The following is a 12,120-nucleotide window of genomic DNA, read 5'->3' as shown; positions in this document are numbered from 1 at the left end:
TTTTGTTGAATCGGGCCAGGCCTACTTCAGCTTGGTTTCCTTGTACGTGACGTGCTTGCGCGCCTTGGGATCGAACTTCTTGATCTCCAGCTTTTCGGGCATGGTGCGCTTGTTCTTGGTCGTCGTGTAGAAGTGGCCGGTGCCGGCCGTGCTTTCCAGCTTGATCTTCTCGCGGGGCATGTCGTATCTCCTTAGATGGTGCCCTTGGCGCGCAGCTCGGCCAGGACGACGTCGATGCCCTTCTTGTCGATGGTGCGCAGGCCGGCGTTGGATACGCGCAGGCTCACCCAGCGGTTTTCGGACTCGACCCAGAAGCGGCGGTTCTGCAGGTTGGGCAGAAAGCGGCGCTTGGTCTTGTTGTTGGCATGGGAAACGTGATTTCCCACCATCGGTGCCTTACCGGTCACTTGGCAAACGCGGGCCATGTTGTGCTCCAGAATTCGGATTTAGCAAAGCCGCGCATTATACGCGATCCTTTCCGGGAAAATCAACTCGATGTTTCTTCTGGGATTTCCCCCTCCGACAGGCGGGGGTGGGAGGCCGCCTGAGCGGGAGGCGACAGGCTTTCAGGAGCGGCGAAGCCGCGCTAGAATCCCGTCATAAGTTCGGCGCGTCCGTCGGGACGTACAAAAAACTGCCGCAAGGGGGAGGGGATGGAAACATTGGGGACGGCCCAGTATGCCTACGCGTTTGCCGTGCTCTCGGCGGCCTATTTCGTGCGCGGCGTCGCCGGCTTCGGTTCCGGGCTCATTGCCATCCCGCTGCTCCTGATGTGGTTTCCCCTGCCGGTGGCGGTCCCGCTGGTGGTGGCATTGGACTACCTGGCCTCCGCCAGCCAGGGCATCCGGGACCGGCAGGCGATCTGCTGGGCCGAGATCTGGCCCATCCTGCCGTTTGCCGTGCTGGGCGTTGCGGCGGCCCTCTACCTGCTGCAAACGGTCGATACGCGGCTGCTGCTGAAGGCCCTGGCCGTCTTCATCATCTTCTACGCCATGTACACCCTGTCGGGGAAGACGCCCGAGGGCGCGCACAGCCGCTGGTGGGCGGTGTCGGCGGGCGGATTGGGCGGGCTGGTCGGCACGGCATTCGGTACCGGCGGACCGTTCTACGTGGCCTATCTGCAGATGCGGAAGCTGGACAAGACGCAGTTCCGCGCCACTTTCGCCGCCATCTTCCTGCTCGACGGCGCAAACCGTCTGGCGGGCTATTTCCTGACGGGGATATTGACACTGGAGTTTCTCAAGATGCTGGCGATGGCGCTGCCGGTGATGTTGGCAGGCATCTATCTCGGGGGCAAGGTGCATGCCTCGATCGGCCAGGAGGCCTTTCGCCGCGGCATCAGCCTCCTGCTGCTCTGCAGCGGCGCTGCCCTGCTGGCGAAGTGAGCGCTATCGTTCGGCCTGCCAGCGTACGCGCAACAGCCTGAGCGCGACGAAAGGCAGGGCCAGCAGGCAGAAGGCGGCCAGAAGTTCCTGGGGTGGAAGGTCGGCGAGGCTGGCGGCAAGGCCATGGCGGGCGATCAGCCGGCCGACATACCAGACCAGCGGAGCGCAAAGGCCGACCATGAGCAGAATCGTTGCCGCTACTTCCTGTTTAGACCGCGGCTCCGGCAGGACCGGCGCCTGCTTGCTCGGGGTTTGACGATCCATGTTTCCTCCTTGCCGCGAACCTGGATATCCGGGTTAACGGCGTGGGGGAGGCCGGCTTTAGAGCAATCCGCGCTCGGCGAAGGAGAGCGGTTCGGCGGCGCCGGCGACGATGAAGTGGTCGAGCAGCTTGACGTCGACCAGGGCGAGGGCCTGCTTCAGCGCCTGGGTGAGGGCCTCGTCGGCGCGGCTCGGCTCGGCGACGCCGGAGGGATGGTTGTGGGCGAGGATGGCGCCGGCGGCGTTGTGCGACAGGGCCAGCTTGACCACCTCGCGCGGATGCACGCTGGTCTGCGTCAGCGTGCCGCGGAAGAGTTCCTCGGCGGCGACCAGACGGTTCTGTGCATCCAGCAGGAGCACCATGAACACCTCGTGCGGCAACGCGGCAAGCGTCAGGCGCAGCCAGTCGCGTACGGCGCGCGGCGAGGAGAGCGCGTCGCCGGCGGCAATCTCTTCGCGCAGGGCGCGGCGCGCCAGTTCCAGCACCGCCTGCAGCTGGGCGTACTTGGCGCTGCCCATGCCGGGGATGGTCGAGAACTCCTGCGCGGAGGCGGCGAACAGGCGGTTGAGGCTGCCGAAATGGCCGAGCAGCGTGCGGGCGAGGTCGACGGCGCTGGCGCCCTTCACGCCGACGCGCAGGAAGATGGCGAGCAGCTCGGCATCGGAGAGCGCGCCGGCGCCGTGCCGCAGGAGCCGCTCGCGCGGGCGTTCGCTTTCCGGCCAGTCCGTGATCGCCATGCTTGGGCCAATCCAGTAGAATCGTTCGTCGGAATTTCGATTCTATCTCATTGTCATGGCTGAACTGAACGGAAAACGGCTGGTGCTCGGCGTCACCGGCGGCATTGCCGCCTACAAGGCGGCGGAGCTGGCGCGGCTGTTCGTCAAGGACGGTGCGGAAGTGCACGCCGTCCTGACGCGCTCAGGCGCGCAGTTCGTCACGCCGGTGACCTTTCAGGCGCTCACCGGAAAGCTGGCCTGGTGCGACCAGTGGGATGCGCGCATGCCCGACAACATGGCGCACATCGAATTGTCGCGCGCGGCCGATGCCGTCGTCGTCGCGCCGGCCTCTGCGGATTTCCTCGCCAAGCTGGCGCACGGCCTCGCCGACGACCTGCTGTCGACGCTGTGCCTGGCGCGCGACTGCCCCTTGATCGTGGCGCCGGCCATGAACCGCCAGATGTGGGAGAACCCCGCCACGCAGCGGAACAAAAGTCAGCTCCTGCAGGACGGCGTGGTCGTGCTTGGGCCGGCCTCGGGTGCGCAGGCCTGCGGCGAGACCGGCATGGGGCGCATGCTGGAGCCGGAGGAGATCCACGATGCGGTGGTCGGCTTCTTCCAGCCCAAGGTGCTGGCGGGCCGGCGCGTCCTGCTCACCGCCGGGCCGACCTTCGAGGCGCTCGACGCGGTGCGCGGCCTGACCAACCTCAGTTCCGGCAAGATGGGCTTCGCGCTGGCGCGCGCGGCGCGCGACGCCGGCGCCGAAGTCACCCTGGTGTGCGGGCCGGTGGCGCAGCCGACGCCGGCCGGCGTGAGCCGCGTCGACGTGACGAGCGCACTGGAAATGCATGCGGCGGTGATGCAGCGCGCCGCCGCCTGCGACATCTTCATCGGCGTGGCGGCGGTGGCCGACTACCGGCCGGCCGAGCCGGTGCAGGAGAAGATCAAGAAGCAAGACAAGCCGTTGCAGATCACGCTGGCGCCCAACCCGGACATCCTGGCCGAGGTGGCGGCGCGCCCGAAGGCGCCGTTCTGCGTCGGCTTTGCCGCGGAGAGCCGCGACCTGGAGAAGTACGCCGAGGGCAAGCGGCAGAAAAAGAAGCTGGCCCTGGTGGTCGGCAACCTGGTGAAGGACGGCCTCGGCGGCGACAGCAACGCGGTGGTCCTGTTCGACGAGCAGGGCCGGCATCCGCTGGGTCCCGCGCCGAAGATCGAAATCGCCCGCGGCATCGTCGCCCACATCGGCGCCATGCTCGCCGGCAACGGCGGAGAGTAAGGCAACCATGCATCGCATCGACGTGCGGATCCTCGATCCGCGGCTGAAGGACAACCCGCCCCATTACGCCACGCCGGGTTCCGCCGGCCTCGACCTGCGCGCCTGCGTCGAGGCGCCGGTCAAGCTGCATCCGGGCGACACCCGGCTGATTCCCTCGGGCATCGCCATCCACCTGGCCGACCCGGGCCTGGCGGCACTGATCCTGCCGCGCTCGGGGCTGGGCCACAAGCACGGCATCGTGCTGGGCAACCTCACCGGCCTGATCGATTCCGACTACCAGGGCGAGATCTTCGTCTCCACCTGGAATCGCGGCCGCGAGACCTTCACCATCAATCCGATGGACCGTCTGGCGCAGATGATCGTCGTGCCGGTGCTGCAGGTGGCGTTCAACATCGTCGATGCGTTCGAGGAAACCCATCGCGGCGAGGGCGGTTTCGGCAGCACCGGCAAGCATTAAGGCCCTTATGTGGGCCTAATGCGGTTTTATCCACGGCCGCCCGACCCTCTGCTAGCATCTTGAGGTTTCAACGATTCCGGAGTTCGACGTGAACAAGACCTTATTCGCAGCCGCCCTCGCGCTTGTACTGCTGACGCCGGCCGCATTTGCCCAGACAGCCAAATCCCAGCCGCAGGCGGCCAAGGCGCCGGCGGCGAACGTGGACCTCAAGCGTGCGCAGGAGATCGTCAATGGCCGCTGCTCGCTGTGCCACGGCGCGGAAGGCGAGAGCGCCAGCCCGATTTTCCCGCGCCTGGCCGGCCAGCATCCCGAATACATCGCCAAGCAGCTTGCCGACTTCAAGAACGGCCGGCGCAAGGGCACCATGAACGACCAGGCCGCCGAACTGACCGAAGACGAGATGAAGGCGCTCGGCGTGTTCTTCGGCGACAAGAAGCCCAAGTCCTACACCGTCCGTGACGAGGACTTCGGTGCCGTCGGCCGCTACATCTACCACAAGGGCAACCCCTTCTCGGGCGTGGCCGCCTGCGCCAGCTGCCACGGGCCGAAGGGCGACGGCACAGTGCAGCTGCCGCGCCTGGCCGGCCAGCATGCCGCCTACCTGGAAGGACAACTGAAGGAGTTCAACAAGCGCGAGCGCACCAACGACAACGCCGTCATGCATGCCATCGCGTCGAAGCTCACCGAACTGGAAGTCAAGGCCGTTTCGCTGTATCTCAGCGGCATGTAACCCGGCCGGCAGAAATGGAAACGGCGGCGGGAGTCCTGCTCCCGCCGCCGTTTCGTTTTCAGACGATGGCTATTTGATGTTCAGCATTTTCGCCAGTTCGTCGTAATCCGAGAGCTTGGCGGACTCGAAGCCGGGGAAGCTGCTGAAGCGAAGGAACTCCTGGGCGTCCTTGTCCTGCGTCGACTTGAGGAGGGCGTCGGTGATCGTCCGCCTCTCCGCTTCGGGCAGGTCGCCGCGCACGGCGAAGGTGAGGTGCGGTACGCCCTTCCCGCTGTGGATCAGGTTCATGTTCTCCCCCTTGTTGGTCCACACGTTGAACAGGCCCGAGTTCGCAACGCCGATGTCGATCAGGTTCATCTGCATGCCGGCCAGCACGCCGTCGGCGTCGTTGTAGTAGGCGATGCTGCTGAAATACTTTTCCGGGTCCTTGATGCCGAGCGCCTGCAGTTCGGCGAAGGCCAGCTTGGTGATCATGGCGTCCTTGCCGGTGAAGCCGATGCGCTTGCCCTTCATGTCCTCGGGGAAGGCGATGTTGGTTCTTCCCGGCGCCATGAAGGCGACCGAGAGCAGGCCGGGCACTTTGGCGACCGGGAGGTAGCCAGCCGACTTGTTCGCCTCGAGGATGGCCGAAGGCGCAGCGAAGATCATGTGGTAGCGCTTGGCCTTGGCGCGCTCGCCGATGGTGGTGAAGTCGCGCGCGCCCTCGACGCGCACGGGGCGCTTGAGCACCTTGCTGAGGTAGACCGTCAGTCCTTCGTATTCCGAGGCGATCATCTGGGCGCTCTCGCCGTAGCTGATGACGCCGAGCAGGTAGGCTCTCTCCTGTGCCCGGGCCGGAAGCCAGGACAAGGCGACGACCAGGAGGCTCGCCAGCAGTATGTGCCTTTTCATGTGCTCTCCCTCACTTCATGTCCGCCGGGGTGAAAAAAACGGCGGCGTGCCTAGCCGGACGCGCCGCCGTGTCTTGCAGACTGACTATTACAGCAGCGAATCGGCCCAGATGTTCTTGGCCCAGGCCATCGCGTACTTCGCCTCCAACTCGTTGCGCGCGGCGGAGACGCCGCCGGCACCCTTCGGCACGGCGAACTCCTTGCCGTTATAGACGTAGGGATGGGCGACGTGGATCACCTCCTTCGCCGAAACGAAGCTGTAGCAGGTGTTGGCGATAACCATGGGCTCGGGGGCCTGCTCGCCCGACATCAGGGCGACGATGGCGCCAGCCGCAACCTTGGCGTGCTGCGTCGTCATGTGTCCCGACTTCGGCATGCCGGCCGTGGCCGCCGTCGAGTCGCCGAGCACATGGACGTTCTTGTGCGCGGTCGACTCGAGCGTCTTCCAGTCGACGCCGCACCAGCGGCCGCCCACGTTGGTCAGGCCGGCGGCGCTGGCGATGAGGCCGGCCTTCTGCGCGGGGACGATGTTGAGCACGTTCGCTTTGACCTTGTCGCCGAACTCGAACTCGACGGTCTGGCTGGCGGCGTCCAGCTTGGTGATGCCGTGGTTGCCGCGATATTCGAGTATGCCGCCGTAGAGGTCCGCCCAAGCCTTCTTGAAGAGCGGGCCCTTCGAGGTGACGTCGGCGTTGGCGTCGAGGATCAGCACCTTGGACTTCGGTTTTTTCGTCTTGAAATAGTGGGCGATCATCGAGGCGCGCTCGTAGGGTCCGGGCGGGCAGCGGTAGGGGGCCTTCGGGATGCACAGGGCATAGACGCCGCCGTCGGGCATCGACTCGAGCTGCTTGCGCAGCGCCACGGTCTGCGGGCCGGCCTTCCAGGCGTGAAGGATCTTGCCGTCGGACAGCGCCGGCGTCAGGCCGGGCACGCTCTCCCACATGAAATCGATGCCGGGGGACACCACCACGCGGTCATAGCTCAGCGTACCGCTCCTGGACAGGGTGACCACGCGCTTGGCCGGATCGATGCCGATGGCCGTGTCGTGGACGATCTTCACGCCGTGCTTCTTGAGGCCGTCGTAGCTGGTGGTGATGTCGGCGATGGTCTTCTCGCCGGCCAGCACCAGGTTGGAGATCGGGCAGGAGACGAAAGCCGGGTTCGGTTCGACCAGGGTGACGTCGATGCCGCCGTTCGACCACATGCGGATGTACTTGGCGACGGTGGCGCCGCCGTAGCCGCCGCCGATCACCACGACATGGCCGGAGCCCTTGCCGCCGCCGGCGCAGCCGTAGAGCGAGCCGAAGGCGACCGTCGCGCCCGCGGCCTTGATGAAATCGCGTCTGTTCAGTGTCATGTTCTCCCCCCTTATTTCTGCGCCGCGAAGTAATTCGCGATCATCTCGATCTGCTGGTCGGTATAGCCCTTGGCCAGTTGATGCATGACGGTTGCAGGCTTGGCGCCGGAACGGAAATCCCTGACCTTGCGGATCATTTCGTCCTTCGGCATGCCGGCGAGGGGATCCATGCCGCCGACGCTGTTGCCGTTGGTGCCGTGGCAGCTGGCACAGGCCGAGGCCATGTTGCGGCTGAGGGTGTGGTTGTCCGCGTACGCTGCACTGGCGAGGCCCAGCAGCGAAACGGCGAGCGCGATCTTGCGATACTTCATCGGCTTCCTCCTTAGTGAATGATGCTTTGGTAAGCGCTGTTCCCGCCCCCATGAGCACGAACTGTGCATGGAAGCTTGTTGTTGTCCCTGCAAATCTAAAGGATATTCCCATGGGTAGCAATTAATTTTCTTATTGTGCCAATCACGGAACATATTTGAGCCTTATCCTATTGGGCGGAAAGTGGTTCTGCCATCCCATGAGCGAATTGATCGAAGTACGCATGCCGAAATACCCGGATTGCTGGGAAACCTGCGGTTCCTGTGCCAGTGGCGACGTCGTGGTTCTTGAGGTCCTGGTCAGGCCCGGCGACAAAATCGGGTTCGATGACAACATCCTGACGCTGGAAACCGGCAAGGTGGCACTGGACATTCCCAGCCCGCATGCCGGACAAGTCGTCGAAGTGTTCGTCGCCGAGGGCGATGCCGTGGCCGAGGGACAGATCCTGTTGACGCTCGAGCTCTCCTGAGAGCCTGTTAAAATTCCCGCTTTCCCCTATTGCAGGTTCAATCGCGCATGGCCCAATACGTTTTCACCATGAACCGCGTGGGCAAGATCGTCCCGCCCAAGCGCCACATCCTCAAGGACATCTCGCTCAGTTTCTTCCCCGGCGCCAAGATCGGCGTGCTCGGCCTGAACGGCTCGGGCAAGTCGACGCTGCTGAAAATCATGGCCGGGGTGGACAAGGACATCGAGGGCGAAGCCACGCCGATGCCGAACCTCTCCATCGGCTACCTGCCGCAGGAACCGCAACTCGATCCGGAAAAGACGGTGCGCCAGTCCGTCGAGGAAGGCCTCGGCGAGGTCTTCGAGGCGCAGCAGAAGCTCGATGCCGTGTACGCCGCCTACGCCGAGCCGGACGCCGATTTCGACGCGCTGGCGGCCGAGCAGGCGCGCCTGGAGGCGATCATCGCCGCCTCCGACGGCCACACCGCCGAGCAGCAGCTGGAAGTCGCCGCCGACGCCCTGCGCCTGCCGCCCTGGGAGGCGAAGATCGGCCATCTCTCCGGAGGCGAGAAGCGCCGCGTCGCGCTGTGCCGCCTCTTGCTCTCCAAGCCGGACATGCTGCTGCTCGACGAGCCGACCAACCACCTCGACGCCGAATCGGTGGACTGGCTGGAGCAGTTCCTGACGCGCTTCCCCGGCACCGTGGTGGCGGTGACCCACGACCGCTACTTCCTCGACAACGCCGCCGAATGGATCCTCGAGCTCGACCGCGGCCACGGCATTCCCTGGAAGGGCAACTACAGTTCCTGGCTTGAGCAGAAGGAGGAGCGCCTCAAGCAGGAGGAGGCCTCCGAGTCCGCGCGCCAGAAGGCGATCAAGAAGGAACTCGAGTGGGTGCGGCAGAACCCGAAGGGCCGCCAGGCGAAGAGCAAGGCGCGCCTGGCGCGCTTCGACGAGCTGTCGAGCCAGGAATACCAGAAGCGCAACGAGACGCAGGAGATCTTCATCCCGGTGGCCGAGCGCCTCGGCGACAAGGTCATCGAGTTCAAGGGCGTCTCGAAAGGCTACGGCGAGCGCCTGCTCATCGACAACCTCAGCTTCCAGATCCCGCCCGGCGCCATCGTCGGCATCATCGGCCCGAACGGCGCCGGCAAGTCGACGCTGTTCCGCATGCTCAGCGGCAAGGAGCAGCCGGATGCCGGCGAGATCGTGACCGGCCCGACCGTCAAGCTGGTCTCGGTGGATCAGTCGCGCGATGCGCTGCCCAACGACAAGAGCGTGTGGGAGGCTATCTCCGGCGGCGCAGACATCCTCACCGTCGGCAAGTTCGAGACGCCCTCGCGCGCCTACATCGGCCGCTTCAACTTCAAGGGCGCCGACCAGCAGAAGATCGTCGGCAACCTCTCCGGCGGCGAGCGCGGCCGCCTGCACCTGGCCAAGACGCTGATCGCCGGCGGCAACGTGCTGCTGCTCGACGAGCCGTCGAACGACCTCGACGTCGAGACCCTGCGCGCGCTGGAGGATGCCCTGCTCGAGTTCGCCGGCTGCGTGCTGGTGATCTCGCACGACCGCTGGTTCCTCGACCGCATCGCCACCCACATCCTGGCCTGCGAGGGCGAGTCGCAGTGGACCTTCTTCAACGGCAACTACCACGAGTACGAGGCCGACAAGGTCAAGCGCCTGGGCGAAGAGGGCGCCAAACCGAAGCGCCTGCGCTACAAACCCTTGAAAGGCTGACATGCGCGACAAACTGCTCGCCGTACTGTGCGGACTGACTTTTTCCGCCATGGCATGGGCCTCCGACGAGGCCGGTCTCGCCGCCGTGCGCGACCTGGGCCGGCTCAACGGCCAGACGCTCGCTTGCGGCCAGAAGGACACCGCCGCCTGGGTGCGCGTGCTCATGCTCAACCACGCGCCGAAGACGCGCGCCTATGGCGAGGCCTACGAGGAGGGCACCAACGAGGCCTTCGCAAGCCACAATCGGGGCAAACCCTGCCTGGCCCCTGCCGAGCTGTCGCTGCGGCTCGAGGAAATCACGCAACGCCTCAAAAAAGTGCTTCCGGCGCCCGGCCAGGTGCCGCAGGGGCACAACGCGGGGGAGTCGATGCCGAACGCCGTCGTGCCGCGCTACCTGCTGCAGGACCCGAACGGCCGGGCGGTGACCAACGAGGATTTCCTCGGCCGTTTCCAGTTGATCGCCTTCGGCTACACCTCCTGCCCGGACGTCTGCCCGACGACGCTGCTGGAAATGAAGGAGGTGCTCAAGCACCTCGGCGACAAGGCGTCGCAGCTGCAGCCGATCTTCATCACCGTCGATCCGGAGCGCGACAGTGCCCAGGTGATGCGCGAGTACACCTCCGCCTTCGACCCGCGCATTCTCGGTCTGCGGGGATCGGAGGATCTGACGCGCCGCGCCGCCACCGAGTTCAGGGTGCGCTACGAGAAGGTGCGCGATCCCGCGGCACCGCCCGGAAGCTATACCGTGGACCACTCCGCCGGCATGATCCTGCTTGGCCCGGACGGGCGCGCCGTCGTCCGCTTCGCTTATGCTTCGCCGTCGAAGCAGGTGGCCGAGCGGATCGATGCCCTGATGCAGGAGCATGGCGCGCGACAGCTGCCGCGCCGGCAGTGAAGGGGCGGACGCCGGTCCTGCCGCAGCGGCAATCGGGGGCTAAAATTCAATCGGTCACTTGATTCGCCAAAGGAGCCCATCATGGCCGCATCGAAATCGCAGCGCTGGCTGGTTGTCGGCCTCGCCGTTCTCATCAGCCTGGTTGTCCTGTTTGCCGCGGGGCTGTACTTCGGCGCCAAGGCGCTGAAGGGCAAGGTGGAGGAAGCGCTTGGACCCGAGAGCGAGGTTGGCGAGATCCGCCTCGGTCTGACTGCCGTCGAGGTGCACAAGCTGCGCATCAAGGCGCCCGCGGGCTGGCCGGCACCCGACACGCTGCGCGCCGAGCGCATCCGCATCGCGCCCGACCTGCTCGTCCTGCTTTCGGCGAGGGTGGGCATTTCCAGCATCGTCGTCGAAGGCGGCTATGTCTCCGCGCTGCGCAGCACCGACGGCAAGCTGCGCGTCGTGCCGAGCCTGCTGGAGAAGAAGGAAGACAAGAAGGAGGCCGGCAAGGGGCCGGAGGTAAGCATCGGCTCCATCGAGCTGAAGGACGGTGTCCTCGAGTTCTTCGACGCCACCGTGAAGCGGCCGGCGCACAAGATCCGCCTCGAGCAGCTGCAGGTGAAAATCACCGACCTCCAGCTGCCGGAACTCAAGGCCAGATCGAATGTGCATCTCGACGGCGTGCTGAAGGGCGTCAGGAGCGACGGCAAGATGCTGATCGACGGCTGGATGGTGTTCGCCAGCAAGGATTCCGAACTGCGCAACAGCATGCGCAGCGTCGACCTGATCGCCCTGCAGCCCTATCTGCTGAAAGCGACCGAGGGCGGCGTGAAGAAGGGGACGCTCGATTTCGATCTGCAGCCCACCGTCAAGGCCAACCATCTCCACGCGCCCGGCACGCTGACGCTGAACGGGCTGGAACTCGAGTCCGGCGGCACCTTCATGGGTATGCCGCGCGCCGCGGTGGTCGGCATGATGAAGGACAAGAACGACCGGATCACCATCAAGTTCACGCTCGACGGCAAGCTCGACGACCCGAACTTCAAGCTGAACGAGGGCTTCTCGAAGCAGATCACCGCCTCGTTCGGCAACGTGCTGGGCGTCAGCGTCGAAGGGCTGGCCAAGGGCGCCGGCGCCATCGGCCAGGCGGCCGGCGGCGTGGCCGAGGGCGTCGGCAAGGCGGTCAAGGGCCTCTTCGGCAAGTAGCAGGCGGAGGAGAGGCTGCGGCCGGCCGCCCCGACCGGAGGGCGCGCCGATCAGGCGGGCGGTGCGATCCCGCGCTGCTTGAGGAATTCGGCCATCGGCCGGTCCGCGGTCCGGATATGCTGCAGCAGCCAGGCTTCCATGTACTCGGCGATCGCCTTGCTGCCCGCGATTTCGTCCTTGCCCATCGCGTCGAGCAGCCCGCCGATCTTGCCTTTGAGAAATTCGTGCTCGGCCTTGTGCCGCTGGAAATCCGGATAACCATGGGCGAGCATGAACTCCTCCTCCACGACAAAATGACGTCCCGTGTAATCGTCGATGGCCTGTATGACTTCGGGCCGGGTGGCGGCGCGATGTTTCAGGCTTTCAATGAAATGAAGAATCTTTTCGTGCTGATAATCAACGACGGGTATGGCCAGCGTCAGTTCGGGACTCATCGTACCTCCGGGGGTCGGCACCCCGCCTAACCTGCGG

Annotated in this window: 16 protein-coding genes; 8 read left to right on the top strand and 8 right to left on the bottom strand. The window is 65.4% G+C overall.

Annotated elements, in window-relative coordinates:
* Window positions 1-21: 21 nt before the first annotated feature.
* Window positions 22-180 carry a 50S ribosomal protein L33 gene (gene rpmG, locus ROZ00_08640; protein ID MDT3736277.1) on the bottom strand — a complete coding sequence of 53 codons (159 nt, stop codon included), beginning with the start codon at window positions 178-180 and terminating at the stop codon, window positions 22-24.
* A gap of 11 nt (window positions 181-191) precedes the next feature.
* A complete protein-coding gene (gene rpmB / locus ROZ00_08635) occupies window positions 192-425 on the bottom strand; it encodes a 50S ribosomal protein L28 (protein ID MDT3736276.1) in 234 nt (77 codons plus the stop codon).
* 228 nt (window positions 426-653) lie between these two features.
* On the opposite strand from rpmB, the gene ROZ00_08630 reads away from it, so the two are divergent.
* Window positions 654-1,385, top strand: a complete 732-nt coding sequence (locus tag ROZ00_08630) for a sulfite exporter TauE/SafE family protein (GenBank protein ID MDT3736275.1) — start codon at window positions 654-656, stop codon at window positions 1,383-1,385.
* Between the two features lie 3 nt (window positions 1,386-1,388).
* On the opposite strand, the gene ROZ00_08625 is transcribed toward ROZ00_08630, so the two are convergent.
* Both ROZ00_08625 and radC read right to left on the bottom strand, forming a co-directional pair.
* The gene (locus ROZ00_08625; protein ID MDT3736274.1) at window positions 1,389-1,649 is read right to left on the bottom strand and encodes a hypothetical protein; all 261 of its coding nucleotides are present in this window, start codon (window positions 1,647-1,649) and stop codon (window positions 1,389-1,391) included.
* Window positions 1,650-1,706: 57 nt separating this feature from the next.
* The gene (gene radC, locus ROZ00_08620) at window positions 1,707-2,384 is read right to left on the bottom strand and encodes a DNA repair protein RadC (GenBank protein MDT3736273.1); all 678 of its coding nucleotides are present in this window, start codon (window positions 2,382-2,384) and stop codon (window positions 1,707-1,709) included.
* Between the two features lie 55 nt (window positions 2,385-2,439).
* Between radC and coaBC the strand changes: the two genes are divergently transcribed.
* The 3 genes from coaBC to ROZ00_08605 all read left to right on the top strand — a co-directional run bounded on the left by coaBC (window position 2,440) and on the right by ROZ00_08605 (window position 4,826).
* On the top strand, window positions 2,440-3,639 hold the full coding sequence (coaBC, locus tag ROZ00_08615) for a bifunctional phosphopantothenoylcysteine decarboxylase/phosphopantothenate--cysteine ligase CoaBC (protein MDT3736272.1): 1,200 nt from the start codon (window positions 2,440-2,442) through the stop codon (window positions 3,637-3,639).
* A gap of 7 nt (window positions 3,640-3,646) precedes the next feature.
* Window positions 3,647-4,096 carry a dUTP diphosphatase gene (gene dut, locus ROZ00_08610; GenBank protein ID MDT3736271.1) on the top strand — a complete coding sequence of 150 codons (450 nt, stop codon included), beginning with the start codon at window positions 3,647-3,649 and terminating at the stop codon, window positions 4,094-4,096.
* 88 nt (window positions 4,097-4,184) lie between these two features.
* Entirely contained in the window at window positions 4,185-4,826 is a 642-nt protein-coding gene (locus ROZ00_08605; protein MDT3736270.1) for a c-type cytochrome, read from the top strand.
* A 69-nt stretch (window positions 4,827-4,895) separates the two neighbouring features.
* On the opposite strand, the gene ROZ00_08600 is transcribed toward ROZ00_08605, so the two are convergent.
* The 3 genes from ROZ00_08600 to ROZ00_08590 form a co-directional block, all read right to left on the bottom strand.
* Window positions 4,896-5,717 carry a PhnD/SsuA/transferrin family substrate-binding protein gene (locus ROZ00_08600; GenBank protein ID MDT3736269.1) on the bottom strand — a complete coding sequence of 274 codons (822 nt, stop codon included), beginning with the start codon at window positions 5,715-5,717 and terminating at the stop codon, window positions 4,896-4,898.
* Between the two features lie 87 nt (window positions 5,718-5,804).
* Window positions 5,805-7,073 carry an NAD(P)/FAD-dependent oxidoreductase gene (locus ROZ00_08595; protein MDT3736268.1) on the bottom strand — a complete coding sequence of 423 codons (1,269 nt, stop codon included), beginning with the start codon at window positions 7,071-7,073 and terminating at the stop codon, window positions 5,805-5,807.
* A gap of 11 nt (window positions 7,074-7,084) precedes the next feature.
* Window positions 7,085-7,384, bottom strand: coding sequence for a c-type cytochrome (locus ROZ00_08590; protein ID MDT3736267.1), 300 nt, complete (start codon window positions 7,382-7,384; stop codon window positions 7,085-7,087).
* A 197-nt stretch (window positions 7,385-7,581) separates the two neighbouring features.
* Here ROZ00_08590 and ROZ00_08585 point away from each other — a divergent pair, with 197 nt between their 5' ends.
* The 4 genes from ROZ00_08585 to ROZ00_08570 all read left to right on the top strand — a co-directional run bounded on the left by ROZ00_08585 (window position 7,582) and on the right by ROZ00_08570 (window position 11,649).
* Complete coding sequence (locus ROZ00_08585) at window positions 7,582-7,851, top strand: biotin/lipoyl-containing protein (GenBank protein ID MDT3736266.1); 270 nt, start codon at window positions 7,582-7,584, stop codon at window positions 7,849-7,851.
* A gap of 47 nt (window positions 7,852-7,898) precedes the next feature.
* Window positions 7,899-9,566, top strand: a complete 1,668-nt coding sequence (ettA, locus tag ROZ00_08580; GenBank protein ID MDT3736265.1) for an energy-dependent translational throttle protein EttA — start codon at window positions 7,899-7,901, stop codon at window positions 9,564-9,566.
* Window position 9,567: 1 nt separating this feature from the next.
* Window positions 9,568-10,461: an SCO family protein gene (locus tag ROZ00_08575; GenBank protein ID MDT3736264.1), complete on the top strand. Its 894-nt coding sequence runs from the start codon at window positions 9,568-9,570 to the stop codon at window positions 10,459-10,461.
* Window positions 10,462-10,542: 81 nt separating this feature from the next.
* Window positions 10,543-11,649: a DUF748 domain-containing protein gene (locus tag ROZ00_08570; GenBank protein ID MDT3736263.1), complete on the top strand. Its 1,107-nt coding sequence runs from the start codon at window positions 10,543-10,545 to the stop codon at window positions 11,647-11,649.
* A gap of 50 nt (window positions 11,650-11,699) precedes the next feature.
* On the opposite strand, the gene ROZ00_08565 is transcribed toward ROZ00_08570, so the two are convergent.
* Complete coding sequence (locus tag ROZ00_08565) at window positions 11,700-12,083, bottom strand: hemerythrin domain-containing protein (protein MDT3736262.1); 384 nt, start codon at window positions 12,081-12,083, stop codon at window positions 11,700-11,702.
* Window positions 12,084-12,120: the final 37 nt, after the last annotated feature.

The organism is Denitratisoma sp., from assembly GCA_032027165.1.
Lineage (GTDB): Bacteria > Pseudomonadota > Gammaproteobacteria > Burkholderiales > Rhodocyclaceae > Desulfobacillus.
Note: the sequence above shows the minus strand (reverse complement) of the source record. Positions and strands in the feature narration are given on the sequence as shown.